General features: G+C 58.5%; 13 protein-coding genes and 2 riboswitches. Of the genes, 8 read left to right on the plus strand and 5 right to left on the minus strand.

Translation table 11 applies throughout. The annotated features are described in order from the left end of the window. Window positions 1-45 precede the first annotated feature (45 nt). Both ACI5FR_RS13405 and nagA read left to right on the plus strand, forming a co-directional pair. On the plus strand, window positions 46-1632 hold the full coding sequence (locus ACI5FR_RS13405) for an extracellular solute-binding protein (protein WP_405455028.1): 1587 nt from the start codon (window positions 46-48) through the stop codon (window positions 1630-1632). 288 nt (window positions 1633-1920) lie between these two features. Next, window positions 1921-3081: an N-acetylglucosamine-6-phosphate deacetylase gene (gene nagA, locus ACI5FR_RS13410; RefSeq protein WP_405455029.1), complete on the plus strand. Its 1161-nt coding sequence runs from the start codon at window positions 1921-1923 to the stop codon at window positions 3079-3081. Between the two features lie 679 nt (window positions 3082-3760). Here nagA and ACI5FR_RS13415 read toward each other — a convergent pair. Together ACI5FR_RS13415 and ACI5FR_RS13420 are read right to left on the minus strand one after the other, a co-directional pair. Next, a complete protein-coding gene (locus tag ACI5FR_RS13415) occupies window positions 3761-4702 on the minus strand; it encodes a transposase (RefSeq protein ID WP_405455030.1) in 942 nt (313 codons plus the stop codon). A gap of 788 nt (window positions 4703-5490) precedes the next feature. Further along, window positions 5491-6798 (minus strand): aminotransferase class I/II-fold pyridoxal phosphate-dependent enzyme, encoded by a 1308-nt coding sequence (locus ACI5FR_RS13420; protein ID WP_405455031.1) that lies wholly within the window; start codon window positions 6796-6798, stop codon window positions 5491-5493. A 265-nt stretch (window positions 6799-7063) separates the two neighbouring features. Between ACI5FR_RS13420 and ACI5FR_RS13425 the strand changes: the two genes are divergently transcribed. Then, window positions 7064-7540: an NUDIX hydrolase gene (locus ACI5FR_RS13425; RefSeq protein WP_405455032.1), complete on the plus strand. Its 477-nt coding sequence runs from the start codon at window positions 7064-7066 to the stop codon at window positions 7538-7540. A gap of 77 nt (window positions 7541-7617) precedes the next feature. On the opposite strand, the gene ACI5FR_RS13430 is transcribed toward ACI5FR_RS13425, so the two are convergent. Then, complete coding sequence (locus tag ACI5FR_RS13430; RefSeq protein ID WP_405455033.1) at window positions 7618-8244, minus strand: pyridoxamine 5'-phosphate oxidase family protein; 627 nt, start codon at window positions 8242-8244, stop codon at window positions 7618-7620. 116 nt (window positions 8245-8360) lie between these two features. Between ACI5FR_RS13430 and pdxR the strand changes: the two genes are divergently transcribed. Then, a complete protein-coding gene (gene pdxR, locus ACI5FR_RS13435; RefSeq protein WP_405455034.1) occupies window positions 8361-9932 on the plus strand; it encodes a MocR-like pyridoxine biosynthesis transcription factor PdxR in 1572 nt (523 codons plus the stop codon). A gap of 108 nt (window positions 9933-10040) precedes the next feature. Here pdxR and asd read toward each other — a convergent pair whose 3' ends face one another. Together asd and ACI5FR_RS13445 are read right to left on the minus strand one after the other, a co-directional pair. Then, on the minus strand, window positions 10041-10829 hold the full coding sequence (gene asd, locus ACI5FR_RS13440) for an archaetidylserine decarboxylase (RefSeq protein ID WP_405455035.1): 789 nt from the start codon (window positions 10827-10829) through the stop codon (window positions 10041-10043). 146 nt (window positions 10830-10975) lie between these two features. Then, the gene (locus ACI5FR_RS13445; RefSeq protein ID WP_405455036.1) at window positions 10976-11206 is read right to left on the minus strand and encodes a hypothetical protein; all 231 of its coding nucleotides are present in this window, start codon (window positions 11204-11206) and stop codon (window positions 10976-10978) included. Window positions 11207-11275: 69 nt separating this feature from the next. Further along, a riboswitch (cyclic di-GMP riboswitch) is annotated at window positions 11276-11397 on the minus strand. Window positions 11398-11473: 76 nt separating this feature from the next. On the opposite strand from ACI5FR_RS13445, the gene ACI5FR_RS13450 reads away from it, so the two are divergent. From ACI5FR_RS13450 to ACI5FR_RS13465, 4 genes are all read left to right on the plus strand, one after another. Then, complete coding sequence (locus ACI5FR_RS13450) at window positions 11474-12436, plus strand: acetylxylan esterase (RefSeq protein ID WP_405455037.1); 963 nt, start codon at window positions 11474-11476, stop codon at window positions 12434-12436. 38 nt (window positions 12437-12474) lie between these two features. Beyond that, window positions 12475-12581: riboswitch (TPP riboswitch) on the plus strand. Window positions 12582-12681: 100 nt separating this feature from the next. Further along, window positions 12682-13266: an ECF transporter S component gene (locus ACI5FR_RS13455; RefSeq protein WP_405455038.1), complete on the plus strand. Its 585-nt coding sequence runs from the start codon at window positions 12682-12684 to the stop codon at window positions 13264-13266. Next, window positions 13263-14762 carry an ABC transporter ATP-binding protein gene (locus ACI5FR_RS13460; RefSeq protein WP_405455039.1) on the plus strand — a complete coding sequence of 500 codons (1500 nt, stop codon included), beginning with the start codon at window positions 13263-13265 and terminating at the stop codon, window positions 14760-14762. Before ACI5FR_RS13455 ends, ACI5FR_RS13460 begins: the two co-directional genes overlap by 4 nt. Beyond that, on the plus strand, window positions 14753-15556 hold the full coding sequence (locus ACI5FR_RS13465; RefSeq protein ID WP_405455040.1) for an energy-coupling factor transporter transmembrane component T family protein: 804 nt from the start codon (window positions 14753-14755) through the stop codon (window positions 15554-15556). The genes ACI5FR_RS13460 and ACI5FR_RS13465 overlap by 10 nt, the downstream gene beginning before the upstream one ends. The last annotated feature ends 32 nt before the right edge of the window (window positions 15557-15588 follow it).

Consider the following 15588-nt stretch of genomic DNA (forward strand, 5'->3'; position numbering starts at 1 on the left):
GACAGGGCGGGCCGCTATTAACCGACTTGATTGGGGTGGAAAGTGATGCGTTCAGTTAAGGTCCTTCGGCTGCTTCTGGCGGCGGTTTTGACATGCGGAACGGCGGCCTGCACGGCCGATTCGTCCAACCCCTCGACCACGAAGGATCGCGATTCGTCCGACAAACCTGGCGAGTCGCCGAACGGCAATATGGTGATTTCTTATCTGGACGGTACATATGCGAGTCCGGCACCCCCGCCGAACGGTCCGGGCGTGCAAATGATCAACGAGAAGTTTCATGTGGCATTCAAAACCGAATTCGTGCCGATTGCGGAATATTTCCAAAAGCTGCCGGCCCGCATGGCGAGCGGGGATATCCCGGACGTGATCGGGATGGAGAGCGCAGATTCGAATTATTACAAATGGGCGAAGCAAGGGGCGTTTCTGCCGCTAGATGCTTATATCGACAAATATCCGACGCTGAAGATGGTGCCCGAGTACGTGTGGGACGCCATGAAGGTGGACGGTCATATTTATGGCATTCCCCGGTATTTCCCGGTGAAGTACGGCAAAAGTCCGATGATTCGAAAAGACTGGCTCGACAAGCTCGGGCTGAAGGTGCCGACGAACTTCGAAGAGCTGAAGCAAGTGGCGATCGCGTTCACCCGGAATGATCCGGACGGCAACGGAGTGGATGACACGTACGGCCTGATGCTCGCGATGGGCATTCAGTACGATTTTGACTTCGGGGTGTATTGGAACCCGGCCGCCTGGTACCACACGAACAAAAACGGCCAAATCATTCCAGGCGTCATCGCCGACTCGAGCAAAGAGCGCATCGGGATGCTGGCGGATTTGTACAAAGCGGGAGCGATTCCGAAGGATTGGGCCGTTACGAAGATCAGCGACGTGAAGAAGGCGTTCTATGCCGGCAAGTTCGGGATTTTCTACGAGCAGCCCTACGACAAATGGCCGACCGATTTCCGCACGCTGAAGTCGATCAACCCTCAGGCGGAGCTCGTGCCAATCCCGCCCTTCAAGGCGCCGGACGGGTCGCAGGGGTTCAACGGGTTGGCGGGCTATTTTCAGATTCTGACGCTTAACTCCAAGCTGCAGGGAGATCCGGCCAAGGTGACAAAATTCCTCGAGATGAACGAGTACTTCCGCAAGTTCATTCCGCTCGATCAGCGGACTCCGAACAACCCGGATTACGATTGGCTGAACGGCAAGCAGGGGATCGGCTACAAGATCGTGAACGGCAGTCAGGAGAATACAGACTTCGGCGCCGGGCTGCAGCCGCGCTTCTACCTGGAGTCCCGATTCTGGGCGCCGAGCGACGAAGCGAACGAAGTGTCCAAGGTAGCGGTCGATCCTCTGCAGCGGTCGCTATTCAGCGCGATGGAGTCGTTGTACAGCAATTACAAGGCTTATATCAATCCGATCAACCGGATCAAATCCGAGAAGTATATGGAGCGTTGGGCCGAGCTGGAGCAGTTCGTACGCGACGAGCAGTCGAGAATGATCATCGGGCAATCCAGCGTGGCGGACTGGGATCAAATGATGCAGAAGTTTATGGACAGGGGCGGTAAAGAAGTCCTAGAGGACGTGAACCGGCTGTTCAAGGAGAAGGGGATTAAGGGCGAGTGGAAATAGGGGTTCGAAACTGTCGATTCTATGGGGAGTGACGGCCGCTGTGAGTGAAAAAGGACCCCATGCTTTCCCCACAAAGTGAAGCAATGCTCTGTAGGTAATTCCGAGTACTTTGCGGAGGCCCATGGTTTTCAAACATCTTGTTTGAACCTCCTTGTTGGATAAAGGATTCCGCGGGGGGAGATTCAAGCCAAAACTCGCCGTGGTCCTCTTTTTCACTCCGCTCCAGGATTCCAATACAAAACGACAGTCTCATTTCGGGATGTAGTAGGAAAGAAAGGGAGGCCTCAGATGAAAGGGATCTTGTTAAAAAACGGTACGTTTTACACGGAGCAAGGGGTGTTGGCAGACGGGTACATGTGCGTCTCCGAGCAGGGGACAATCGCCGAGATCGGGACCGGTGACCCGCCGGAAGCGGCCGGAACCGACGTCGTCGATTGCCGAGGACAGCTCGTGCTGCCCGGCTTTATCGATGTGCATGTTCATGGGGGCGGCGGCTTCGACGTCTTGAGCGCCACGTTCGAAGGGCTGGACGGGATGAGCCGGTTCCATGCGCGGCAAGGGACGACCGCCTTCCTCGCGACGACGTCGACGACGAGTCTGGAGCGGATCGAGGCGGCCTTGCGGAACGCGGCGGCCGCCGTCGGCCGGACGACCGGGGCGGAGCTGGCCGGCATCCATCTGGAGGGGCCGTACTTGCACGAGCTGCGCCGGGGCGCGCAGAGCAAGGAGCACATCCGGCTGCCGGACATCGCCGAGCTGGAGCGGCTTCAGGCCGCAGCGGAAGGCCACATCCGGCTTGTCACGATGGCGCCGGAGGTGGAGGGCGGCTTCGCGGCGGCGCGCTGGCTCGCACAGGAGCAGGGCGTGACCGTGTCCATGGGCCACTCCAACGCTACGTTCGTCGAGGCGCAGGAGGCGATCCGCCATGGCGTGAACCACACGACGCATCATTTCAACGGGATGAGTCCGTTCCATCACCGTGACCCCGGTCTGGCGGGGGCCGGGCTGATGCTCCCGGCGCTCACGACGGAGCTGATCTGCGACGGTATACACGTTCACCCGGCGGCGGTCAAGCTGCTGTTCGACGTGAAGGGGCCGCAGGGCGTCTGCCTGATCACCGACGCGATCTCCGTGGCAGGGCTGCCGAACGGCCGCTATGGCGGTGTCGTAGTGCGGGACGGCGAGATTATGCTGGCCGACGGATCGAGCCTGGCGGGCAGCGCTTTGACGATGCTGCAGGCGCTGAAGAACGCGATGCGATTCACCGGCTATTCGCTGGAGCAGCTGCTGCCCTCCCTCACCGCCGTCCCCGCGCGGCAAGTGCGGCTCGCCGAGCGGAAGGGCTCGCTCGCAGTCGGCAAGGACGCGGACTTCCTGCTGCTCACCCCGGAGGAGCTGGAGCTGCAGGCGACCTACGTGCGCGGCCAGGCCGTGTATCGGGCGGTATAGGAGAGAGGTTGTTGGATCGTTTTACGCGAAACCCGTACGGCTTAACAGGTGTTTCTTCTTTTACGCAATGTCCCCGTATCGTCATAAAATTCACATAGCGATATACTATTCCCAGAACGTGAGGCTGTCGACTGGGGTTCCAGCCTCCTTATAGCCACTATCCCCTCGGCTCAGGAAAAGGGACCGAAGCCGTTTTTGATTCGAATTAACAAGAGACATGCACAATGGAACACCTTGCGGGCAAACGGCGTAACGATAACAGACTAAGGTATCCATCGGCTCAGAAAATGGGATCGAGGGAGATTAGATTCGAAAATCAATAATCAAGACACGCACAATAGGACACCGAATGAGCAAACGGCTCGCAGATAACAGCAAACAACTAATAAAATCCTTCGACTCAGGAATGGGATTGAGGGAGATTTGATTCGAATAACAATAATCAAGACATGCACAATGGGCCACCGAATGAGCAAACGGCCTGCAGATAACAGAAAACAAAACTAACTCTAATCAATTCCTTCGGCTCAGGAAATGGGATCGAAGTTTTTTTTGTTTCGAATAACAAGAGACATGAACATTGAAAAGCAAGCGGTAAACGGCCAAGAGATAAAACAAACAAACAAACAAACAAGCAAGCAAGCCAACTAACTACTGGACTGACTCCTACTTCTATGATTTAAGCAGCCGCGGCAGTTAAATCGGCATAGCAAATCTTTTTGGAAGTAGCACAGAGGGTGAGTAACGCATGAAATGGAGGCTGGTCGAGACGAGATCGAGAATGAGAATGAGAATGAGAATGAGATTGAGATTGAGATTGAGATTGAGATTGAGATTGGTTGAAACGATAGCTGAATTCGTTCAAGTAGGCTTGAAGATGCTTGCGTCCAAGACTGTGGAAAGTGGTGTTAATCCATTGGTGGGCAGCACGCGCGACTCCAAGGAGGACTCGGATGCGGTTTTGGGCGAATTGGTTTTTGATAAAAATAATGTCATGGGATTCAGGATCGATATGCCGATTTTTGAAACATTGAATGCCGGAGCGAAGCACCTTCTTAAATGGATTCATATGTTCGCGGACGTTGAGCAACATGAGCTTGATTGCTCCGGGTTGGCCTTGATCATCCATCGAGGAGCCAATCAGAAACGGATGCTCTTGAGGGTGCCGAAAAACAGAGGGATTATGGGGACGCCCGTAGCAGGCGGGATTAACTCGAACAACACCGGACAACAGGCGGTCATTCTCAGACGCGCTGATAGCATCACGGATTTTATGCAACATCAGCCAAGCCGTTTTATAAGTAACTCCAATGAGCTCACTCAACGCAACTGCAGTGGTGCCGCGCTCGGAACGTGAGAGCAACCAAATGGCAAGGAACCACTTGCGGAGATCGGTACGACTGCCTTCCATCACGGTATCCGAGAGCAAGGAAGCCTGATAGCAGCATTGACGGCACTCATATAGAGGCAGCCTGCGCGAAGTCATCAAATACGCATGTCCATGACCGCATCTAGGACAGACATACCCATCGGGCCACTTGGATTGAAACAACTGTTCCAAGCAGGCCTGCTCCGTAGGATAGGATCGATCAAACTCTTCAAGTATCGAAGTCGGGATCATCAGCGCACACCTTCTATCAGAACGTATGTTTGTATTTTGATTATACCAAACATTTGTTCGTGTGTCCATAGTTGGGATTGAAAAGGCCCGACTTTTTAGTATATTTCTGCCCCTGAGTCAAGGGGATAGTGGCCATAAGGAGGTCCAAAAGTACTTTCCAGTGAGGGGAGAGACCGTCGCGGGAGTTGTAGAGCAGAAAAATTACCTTGGAGTGAGGGGAGAGACGGTCCACGGAGTTGTAGAGTAGAAAAGTTACCTTGGAGTGTCGGGAAAGTCGGTTGCAGGAGCTGTAGAGTAGAAAAGTTACCTTGGAGTGGGCAGAGAGACGGTTTCGGATGCTGTAGAGTAGATAAATTACTTTGGAGTGAGGGAAAGTCGGTCGCGGAACGCTGTAGAGTAGAAAAATTACTTTGGAGCGAGGGAAAAGTCGGTTGCAGGAACTGTAGAATAGAAAAGTTACCTTGGAGTGGGTAGAGAGACGGTTTCGGATGCTGTAGAGTAGAAAAATTACTTTGGAGTGGGTAGAGAGACGGTTTCGGATGTTATAGAGTAGAAAAATTACCTAGGAGTGTGGGAAAGTCGATCGCGGACGCTATCGAGTAGACAAGTTACGTTGGAGTGAGGGGAAATTGGGTTTCGGATGCTAGAGTAGAAAAATTACTTTGGAGTGAGGGAAAAGTCGGTTGCGGGCGTTGTAGAGTAGAAAAGTTAACTTGGAGTAAAACTTCCCCCACCCAAAACAAAAACCCGGCTGTGGGCCGGGTTTTATCAGCAAGTGCACATTTGAGTTACGCGCGGTTTTGCAAGTCAAGCACGCCTTGGTGGATCAGGTTGAACAGCTCCTCAAGATGCTCGACCTCAATGCACGAGAAGGCGACGCGCAGATCGGTGGCGCCGAGCGCGATCGTGCCGATGCCGTACTCGTTCAAGAGGTGGACGCGCAGCGCCTCGGCGTCGACGGTGGACAGCTTCAGGCACATGAAGTAGCCGGAATTGAACGGATAGTACGTCCAAGCGCCGTCGAACTTGCCGCTGTCGAGCAGTTCCTTCACTTTGTTCGCGCGGGCTTTCATGATATCGAACTTCTCTTGCTTCTGCGCCTCGAAGTCCGGCGATTGCAGCGCACGCAGCACGAACGTCTGCGACGGATGCGGGCCGCTCGAGATCGTGGCGCGGATGATGCCGGTCGTCTTCTGCTCGAGCGCGTTCAGCAGCGCTTCGCTCTCCGAAGCGTACGTGATGAAACCGACCCGAAAGCCCCAGACGTATTCTTCCTTCGTCGCGCCGTCCACCTTCACCGGCAAAATCCGCGGATGCAGATTCGCCAATTGGCCGAAGAGCGATTCCGTCACCGAGTCCTCGAAGAACAAGCTGAAGTACGCATCGTCCGTAACCGCTACGACGTTGATCCCGGCTTCGGCGCCGGCGAGCAGGGCGGCTACAATCTCCCGGCCCTCAGCCGCGGTCGGCGTATAGCCGGTCGGGTTGTTCGGGAAGTTCAGAATGACGATCGCCTTCGACTTGCCTGCCCGGTGCTGGGCGAGAATGGCTTCCTTCAGCCCTTCCGCGTTGAAGCGGTCATTGGCGTTGTACAGCGGGTAATTCACGATCACCGCGCCACGGCGGACTCCGAAAGTTAGCTCGTAATTCTCCCAATTTTTGTCGGGGAAAATGACCGGGTCGCCAATATCGGCGAACAAATCGGCCACGATGCTAAGGCCATGGGTCAAGGCGTTGGTGACGACCGGATTGCCGAAGCCTTTGCCTTCAACCGAAGGATTCTCCGCGATCATTTTGGCGCGCCAGGCTTTGCGCAGCTCCGGCTTGCCCGCCGGCGGGGCGTATTCGTAAAGATCCTTGGGCGCGTAGGCGCTGAGCGTCTCCTGGATCGCTCGCAGATGCATCGGCTGCCCTTGCTCCAGGGCGATCCCTATGGTGGCGTTGTACGCCTTGGCCTTGGTCTTCGCTTCGGCCGATTGGCTCAAGATGCCTTCCTTGGGAAAATAAATCGCCTTGCCAAGACCGGATAACATGTCAAAAACATGCTTGTTCTCCCGCCCAATCGTATCATTCAGCTGCTGTACCAGTGGGTTCATGAAATGCTGTCATCCTTCCGCATTAGTCGGTTCGCTTCACTGTCGTATATTATAGCATTTGTGAAGGGGAGCGTCACCTCCGGGAGCGTGTGCGTGCCCGCGCGAGTTGCCGCATAGAGGTATAGAAGGCGTGATTTTAACCGATACAAACAGTAGAAGCGCAATCAGGAATTTCTTTCCGGCCCGGGGTAATGTACAATAGAAGCAAAATCAAATTGTGACTTGGGGAGAAAACGTCCTTGTTGCCCGAAAGGAGCAGGCTAGAATGAATCCGAAATTGAGAGCGGCCGGCATCATGCTCCGGCAAGGCCATTCGGTCCATGACCGGCCCGGCGAGCGGGAAGTGCTCGTGCAATGCGACGAGGACGAATCGTTCTACAGGTTCGCCGGAGGCACCGTAGAATACGGGGAGACGGCGTCGGAAGCCATCATCCGGGAGTTCATGGAGGAATATGACCTGGAGGTCATCGTCGGACCGCTGCTGGTCGTGAACGAGCATTTTTTTCAGTACTACGGCAAGGAGCATCATCAGGTGACGCTCATCCATCGCTGCGAGCTGCGCGGGACGAACGACATCCCGGAGCCGCTGTGGCACAAGGAGCACTCCTCGGTGAAGCTCGTCTGGCGGTCGATGTCGCAGCTGAAGAAGCGTCCGGTGTACCCAGAGGGCATCTTCGCCGTGCTGGAACACGAGACGCCGCCGATCGCGCACTTGGTGACGGGGCGGGGCTACAAGTCCTGACATGTGCACACTTAAAGCATTAAGCAAAGCAGAGCAGGTAGCGGGAGGTCGACCGCTGGTCCTTGCTCTGCTTTTCGTTATAGCGGCGATTCCCGCTTATGTGCGGGGCAATAACGCGCCATCAGCTCGGCGGTTTCGCGGTCCAGGGGCCGGTCACGCTCGAGGAGGGATTCCCGGATGTGGGCATGCTTCGCCTCGGGCTGGTTCTGCCCGAATTTGAACTTGGCCGAGAGCTGCTCTGGCGTAATCCGGATGACGGCTACTCCGCGCACACGGGAGGCATAGGCGGGAACGACGGGATCGATCGGATCGTAACCGCCTTCCGGCTGCAGCTTCTCCATCAGGGCGGTCAGCGCCTCCGCCTTCTCCTGCATGTCCTGCACGACCGAAGCCGTCCCCCGGATCAGTACGGATTTGAAGAAAGCCGTTGCGGGACAAGCAAACACCGGGTCTGTGAAGTGGGAAGGAATGATGGCAAATTCTTTGGCTACGCTGAAGCTGACGCGCGCTCCTTCCCCGATCGCTTCCATTTTGTGCCCGATCCGGCTGCCGTGGATATACACATTGCCGTCCCGGTAGGCGAAATTAATCGGCACCAGGTACGGATACACCTCGTCCGGCAATCCCAGCACCCCGAAGCTCATCTCCTGCAGGAATACATCCACTTCTTCACGCGTGGTCATGTCGAATTCTTCTCTTCTCATACGGTCCACCCTCTCTCATATTTGGTCTTATCTTACAGACTCAATTGACAAATCAAAAGGTCCAATTATGATTGAAATTAGTGGACCACTTTAAACACAAGAAAGGAGGGGGGCCGGTGGACATTCATTTGCCGTTGACCGTGTATCTAGAAACCTATCGTTATAAGCAGACGGCCTTGTACTATGCGCTCCGGGACGCGATCACGAGCGGCCGGCTCCCTAACGGCACGAGGCTGCCCTCCAGCCGTGAGCTGGGGCGCCAGTATGTGCTGTCCCGTGGACTTGTGAACCAAGTCTACGATCGCCTGGCGGCGGAAGGCTATGTGGAGGCGGTGCTCGGCAGCGGGATGTTCGTCCTCTACCGTCACGAAGAGGCGCACGGGGCGGGCGGGGCGATGACGGACATCCCGCTGTCGGAGTGGGGGCGCCGCCTAAGCATGCTGAAACGGGAGAGTGTGACCGAATACTCAGAAGGTGCGGGAGCGGGAGCGGGACCGGAGGCCGGGAGTCCGGCCGGGACGAGAACGGGGAGTGTGGCTGCGAAACCTGCGGATTCGGTGAAGCCGGCCACCGAGGGATTGCGAGGGGGCGAGATTGTGTTCGACTTCGGCCACCCGGCGCCGGAGCCGTTCCCCGCGCCCGAATGGCGCCGTCTGCTATACGCGGAAGTCCGCGCCAAGACGGACGCGCCGGGCGCGTCCCCTCCTGCGCAGGGCTACTTGCCCCTGCGCGAAACGATCGCCCGGCATCTCCGCCGGGCGCGGGGCATTGATGTGACGGCGGACGCGATCGTCATCGTGAATGGCTCGATGCAAGCGCTCGCGCTGCTCGCGCAGCTGCTGCTGAACGCCGGCGACCCGGCGGTGGTCGAGAATCCCGGGTACTCCGGGATCGTCTCGGCCGTCCGCGCCGCCGGCGGCGTGCCCGTCCCTGGCCGGCTGGACGGCCAGGGGCTCGTGATCGAGCCGTGGGACGCCCGGCTCGTGTTCGTGACGCCCAGTCGGCAATTCCCGACGGGCACGGTCATGAGCCTGCCGAGGCGGCAGGCGCTGCTGCAGTGGGCCGCCGAACGCGGCGCGGTCATCGTCGAGGACGACTTCGACAGCGAGTTCCGGCACCGCGGGCGGCCGATCGAACCGCTGAAGGTGCTCGACCGCGCCGGGCGCGTCGTCTATGTCGGCACCTTCACGCGGACGATGCAGGCGCAGCTGCGCATCGGCTACGCCGTGCTGCCGGACCGGCTCGTCGAGCCGTTCATGCGCGCGCTGCGGCTGTACGAGCCCGTGCCCGCTTCGGTGCTCGAGCAGCGGGCGCTGGCGCAGTTCATGGCCGGCGGCGGCTACGAGCGCCATATGCGCCGCATGGGGCGCGTGTACAGCCGGCGGTTCGAGCAGTTCGGCCGACGGTTCGATGAGGGGCTCGGGCACCTGTTCGAGGTCGTGCCCTCGGACGCCGGCCTGCACCTTTTCGCCCGCTGGCGCGAAGACGAAGCCGGGTATGAGCGGTATCGGGCGCTCTGTGCGCAAGAGGGCGTGCAGTGGGGAGACGCCCGGGAAAACTACATCGGCGAGGCGCCGCCGGCGGGCTATTTCTATTTCGCGCATTTGTCGGAAGAGCAAATCGCCGAAGGGGTGGACCGGATGGAGCGCGCGGCCGTGAGATGGCTTGGTTCCGACAGCCTGTCGTAGTGAGTGTCCAGGTGCCGCAGCTGAATAAAAAAAGCTCCTCTCAGGGGAGGAGCTCCGATACCTTTTGAACTTGAGTCCAGGCAGGGCGTGGTTAACGAAGCTGCAGAGCTACTTCTCGTGCAACGTCCCGAGCCAATCGCCCATCTTGACCTTGGAGCCGACGCCCAAGTCGCCGCGGGGGGTCAGGATGCCGGTCTCCGTCAGCAGCACGACGGTGGAGCCGAACGCGAAGTAGGCGAGGTCGCCGCCGCGCTCCAGCTGCTCGGGCAGCGGCTCGACGTAGCGGATGCTGCTCACGTTCATCGCGCCGACCTTCACGACGGCGATTTCGCCCGTCTCATGCTCGATGTAAGTAATCAGCCGTTCGTTCCGGCTCAGGACGCGGCGCATCTGGGTCAGGCCGAACTCATTAACCGGATACACCTTGCCCGGCACATGCTCCTTCTCCAGCACGCGGCCTGCCGCCGGGGAATGAATCCGATGGTAATCCGTCGGGCTCAAATACAGCACGAAGTAGTAGCCATGCTTGTAATTCACCGTGCGCGGAGACCGGTTCAGCAGCTCCTCGATCGTGTAGTCCTGGCCCTTCACGTTCAACAGCTGGCCGGCTTCGATGCGACCCATGCCGGTGATCAGCGCGTCGACCGGGCTGACGAGCGCGTCGGCCGCCTCATGGATCGGCCGCAGGCCGGGTTTGAGTCGCCGAGTGAAAAATTCGTTCAGCGACCTATACTCGCTTACCGTCTTCTCCGCATCCTCCAGCCGAATGCCGTACAGCTTGGCGAAGCGGGGGATGAACAGCCGGCTGGCCGAGGACTGCGCGAACGCCCCGGTGATCCGCGAGATCCATTTGCGCGAGGAGAGCTCGGTCAACAATCGAAAAATGGCTTTATTCAAAGGGGTCACCTTTTCTTCAATGTCGGTTTTGGCTCAAGCCTTATCTTGACACAGAAGCGCCGCCAAATCAATAAGCAAGACCCCAAATAAAAGCGGCCCGAACCGGACCGCTGCATGCGAACGGAGATAACCCTCCGCGGGGAGCGTCAGTCTGACAGCTTCGCCTGCTGCAGCCGCTCCGTTTTCTTGAATTCTTTGCAAGTGATGCACGTAGCGGCGTTCACGCTGATCGGGGTGGAATTGCCCGAGAATTTGACGCATTGAATAGGGGTACGATCCTCAGGATCCGAGGAAATCTCGATACAGAAACGGCAGCCGCCAATGAGCTCCTGCGTGACCGTCAACATAAGTCGTTTCATCCGGTTCAAATCATCCATCGGTAGAGGCTCCCTTACGAACAGGCGTCACAAAAACAACAATCGCTACCGGGGGCAGCGACTGATCGATTGAGCAGCCCGGCTATCGTGGAGCAAGCGTCGGCCATACGACATATGTGTACGACTTCCTCTGCCCGGAAGACCCGTGGTTTTGCGTCCCCGCCTTTCGGTCGGGTTTGCCTTTTATCAATTTATTTACGAAACGATAGGTTTATAGTACCATATGAAAAGAGAATTTGTCACTAATTGACATAAGGAGTTGCTAAAATGCCATTAGTCGATTGGCCGTTATCGCAGCTGAAGGAATACAAGCCGACGCTCACGAAGGAAGCGGATTTTGACGTGTTCTGGGGACGAGCGCTGGCCCAGTCGAAGGCGATCCCGCTCAACGCTACGCTGACCCCGATCCCTTACCCGGTCGCTTCCGTGGACGTCTACGATCTCGTGTATGACGGGGCGGACGGGACGAAGGTGCACGGCTGGTACATGGTGCCGAAGGAAGCGCTTGCATCCCGTCCAATGCCTGTAGTTGTCCGGTATCACGGGTACGGCGGCAGCCGGAATCGCAATGAATTGCTGCAGTGGACGTCGATGGGCTACGCGACGGTCATGATCGACACACGCGGCCAATCCGGGCAGACGCCGGACAACGCCTCCTACAGCGCGGGCGGGATTGCCGGTCATATGACGAAGGGCATCCTCGACCCGGACGAGTACTACTACAAGCAAGTGTATCTGGACTGCGTGCGCGCAATCGATTTCGTTTGTTCCCGCGAGGAGATCGATCCGGCTCGCATCGCGGTGTGCGGCAACAGCCAAGGCGGCGGGCTGACCCTGGCGGTAGCCGGCCTCGACGATCGGCCGAAGGTAGCTATGCCGGTGTTCCCGTATTTGTGCGATTTCCGCCGTTCGGTCGCCCAGCATTCCGCCGGCCCGTACCGCGAAATCATCGACTGGTTCCGCCGATATGATCAGGAGCACAAGCGCGAGGACGAGGTGTACCGCACGCTCAGCTACTTCGACGGGATGAACATGGCGACCCGGATCAAGGCGAAGACGCTGATGGCGATCACGCTGATGGATTTGATCTGCCCGCCGTCCACCTGCTTTGCGGCGTTCAACCATTTGCTGACCGAGGAGAAGGAAGCGAAGATTTACCATGACTACGGCCACGAAGGGCTGCCTTTCCACGAGGAAGCGATGATGGAGTATTTGGCGAAGCACTTGTAATTATTAATTTGACAAAATGGAAAAGCGTGTTAAGATAAATGTGTCACTGGGGGAGCCTAATAAGGCTGAGACTGGATGCCCGCATCCTAGACCCTTTGAACCTGATCTGGTTTGTACCAGCGTAGGGAAGTGGAGCGCATATTCGGTTTTGGATCGAATCGTTCATCCACCCTCTCGCGAGGGTGGATTTTTTGCTTCCTACGGGCAATTGTGGGGCCAATACGATATTGGAGGAGAGGTTAACCATGTTCAAACCGTTGAAATTGACCGACATTCTTGTCACGGTCGTCATCGCGGTCGTCTTCGGCATCGTCTATAAGCTGTGGTCTCCGCTGTACTACGCGGTGAAGCCGTGGGGGCTGCAAGTGGACCAGCTCATTTACCCGATGTGGTTCATGGCGGCGACGGTTGCGTTTCTCATTATCCGCAAGCCGGGGGTCGCGCTGCTCGCCGAACTCGCGGCGGCGTCCGGCGAGTTCATCACAGGCTCCGAGTGGGGCGTCTCCGTCTTTATGGCGGGAGTGCTGCAAGGGTTGTTCGCCGAGCTGGTGTTCGCCCTGTTCCGGTACCGCCGGTATTCCGTCACAGCCGCTTCACTGGCGGGCGTCGCTTCGGCGGTCGGCTCCCTGCTCATGGACTTGTACTACAACTACATCGATGATCTGTCGGTCTGGAACGTCACACTGCTGCTCGTCTGCCGCATGATCGGGTCGGTCGTCATCTGCGGCGTCTTCGCCTACTACTTGGTCCGCGCGCTCGAAGCGACCGGGGTGACGAACCTCGTCCGTCCGCCGAGCCGGGCAGATTACGATCTGCTCAACCGGCCATGAGCGAGGCGGTAGCGGTAGAAGGGCTGCGTCTCGCTTACCCGGGTAGCGAGTCGCTCCTGTTCCGCGACGTGTCGCTGTCGGTACGAAGCGGGGAGAAGGTGCTGCTGCTCGGGCCGAGCGGCTGCGGCAAGTCCACGCTGCTCCAGGTGCTGTCCGGGCTTATCCCCCATTCGATCGAGATGCCGGTCAAGACCGTAAGCCAGCGTATCCCGGCTTCCTGGGGCTTCGTGTTCCAGGATCCGGATACGCAGTTCTGCATGCCGTACGTAGACGAAGAGCTGGCGTTCGTACTCGAAAATATGCAGGTGCCGCGCGAGCGGATGCAGGAGAAGATCGAGGCGCTGCTTGCGCAAGTGGGCTTGCGCCTCGATGCCGTTCATACGCCGATTCAGGCGCTGTCGCAAGGCATGAAGCAGCGGCTTGCCATCGCGTGCGTGCTGGCGCTCGACCCCGATGTCTGGTTCGTGGACGAACCGACGGCGCTGCTCGACGAGGCGGGCACGAAGACAGTGTGGGACACGCTGAAGACGGCGACCGCCGGCAAGACGCTTATCATCGTCGAGCACAAGATCGAAGAGGTCGCTGAGTATGTCGACCGGGTCGTCGTGTTCGACGCCCAGGCCGCTGTCGTCGCCGACGGCCCGCGTGAGGCGGTGTTCGGGCGGATGAAGCGGGAGCTCGACGCCGACGGCATATGGCTGCCGGGGACGTGGGAAGCTTATGTGGCGAGCGAGCGGTATCGATCTATCATGGCGGAGCGCGCCAATAGCGCGGCCGGCTCGTCCGAACCGCTGCTCGCGCTGCAGGACTGGACGGTCTACCGCGGGAAGACCGTCAAGCTTCATGTAGACGAGGCGGCGGTCCACCCCGGCGAGTGGATCTCCATCGTCGGCGAAAACGGCGCCGGCAAGAGCACGCTGCTGCTCGGGCTGCTCCAGCTTCTCCGCACGGACGGCGCGTACACGCTGCTCGGGCAGCCGGTTACGCGCAAGTCGGGCCTCGCGGCCCGGGAGCTCGCCCTCGTATTCCAGAATCCGGAATACCAATTCGTGACCAACTCGGCCGAAGCCGAGGTGGCCTATACGCTCCGAGCGGCCCGTGTGCCGGAGGCCGAGATCGGACCGCGCGTGGAGCGGACGCTCGAGGAGTTCGAGCTGCTCCACCGCCGCGGCCATCATCCGTACCAGCTGTCGCTGGGCCAGAAGCGGCGGCTCAGCGTGGCTGCGGCTGCGGTGAAGCGGCACCGCGCCTTGCTGTTGGACGAGCCGACGTTCGGACAGGATGCGCGCAATACGTTCGCGATCCTGGAACGGCTGGAGCGCCAACGGCGGCAGGGCACGACGATCGTCATGGTGACGCACGACCCGTATATCGTGTCGCATTTCTCCACCCGTGTATGGACGGTAGAGGCCGGACAGCTCGTGCGAGACGAGCGCGTTCAAGCTCCGGCGGGAGATCCGGCAAGGCAGGAAGGGGGCGCCTTGGCGTGGACTTGAATTGGAGAGGACGCGAGACTTGGCTGCACCGGGTGAATCCGAGCCTGAAGCTGATCGTGGCGGTCGCGATCTTCCTCATCGTCCTTATGCAGAACAATGTGAACGTATTGCTGTACGGCGCCGCCGTGCCGCTCGCGCTGTATTTGTTCGGAACCGGACAACCCTGGCGGCGGCTCACGCTATTCAGTCTGCCAACGATTATTCTCGTCGTCTCCTCGATGTCGTCCATGATGTTCTATGGGCTCGGCGATACGACCTGGTTCCACTGGGGCCTTATCCGCATCTCGGAGGAGAGCTTCTACCGCGGGCTGCACATCGGGCTCAAGTCGTTTCACTTCGCCTTGATCGGGATGCTCTTCGGCCTGACGACCCGGCCGGTGTCGCTGTTCTACTCGCTCATGCAGCAGCTGAGGCTGCCGGCGCGGTATGCGTACAGCTTCATGGCCGCGCTTCGGCTCCTGCCGATGATGGTGGAGGAGTCTCAGACCCTCCGCCATGCGCTCATCGTACGCGGGGTTCCGCCCCGCAGCAGCTGGAAGGCGCCGTTCGCCACTCTGAAGGCGTACGCGGTGCCGATGCTCGCGCAGGCGATCCGCCGCGCGCAGCGCATCGCCGTGGCGATGGAAGCGAAGCGTTTCGCATCGGCCAAGCAGCGGACGTACTATTATAAACTGGGGTTCTCGGCTGCGGATTTGGGTTTCGTCCTGTACTGGCTCCTGTTGGGCTGGGCCGTCATTCGGCTGGGCTGGGACGCGCCGTTATTATCCGTCACCGATGTCCGCTATGAAGGATAGTTGATACGGCTATTAATACGGCTTTGAACTTG

The organism is Paenibacillus sp. HJGM_3 (assembly GCF_045062745.1).
In the GTDB taxonomy this organism is placed as follows: Bacteria; Bacillota; Bacilli; order Paenibacillales; family NBRC-103111; genus Paenibacillus_AA.

Bases quoted from the DNA above. Each gene is read 5' to 3' on its own strand.
- ACI5FR_RS13405 (WP_405455028.1), top strand. From the start codon at position 46: ATGCGTTCAGTTAAGGTCCTTCGGCTGCTTCTGGCGGCGGTTTTGACA.
- nagA (WP_405455029.1), top strand. From the start codon at position 1,921: ATGAAAGGGATCTTGTTAAAAAACGGTACGTTTTACACGGAGCAAGGG.
- ACI5FR_RS13415 (WP_405455030.1), bottom strand. From the start codon at position 4,702: ATGATCCCGACTTCGATACTTGAAGAGTTTGATCGATCCTATCCTACG.
- ACI5FR_RS13420 (WP_405455031.1), bottom strand. From the start codon at position 6,798: ATGAACCCACTGGTACAGCAGCTGAATGATACGATTGGGCGGGAGAAC.
- ACI5FR_RS13425 (WP_405455032.1), top strand. From the start codon at position 7,064: ATGAATCCGAAATTGAGAGCGGCCGGCATCATGCTCCGGCAAGGCCAT.
- ACI5FR_RS13430 (WP_405455033.1), bottom strand. From the start codon at position 8,244: ATGAGAAGAGAAGAATTCGACATGACCACGCGTGAAGAAGTGGATGTA.
- ACI5FR_RS13445 (WP_405455036.1), bottom strand. From the start codon at position 11,206: ATGGATGATTTGAACCGGATGAAACGACTTATGTTGACGGTCACGCAG.
- ACI5FR_RS13450 (WP_405455037.1), top strand. From the start codon at position 11,474: ATGCCATTAGTCGATTGGCCGTTATCGCAGCTGAAGGAATACAAGCCG.
- ACI5FR_RS13455 (WP_405455038.1), top strand. From the start codon at position 12,682: ATGTTCAAACCGTTGAAATTGACCGACATTCTTGTCACGGTCGTCATC.
- ACI5FR_RS13460 (WP_405455039.1), top strand. From the start codon at position 13,263: ATGAGCGAGGCGGTAGCGGTAGAAGGGCTGCGTCTCGCTTACCCGGGT.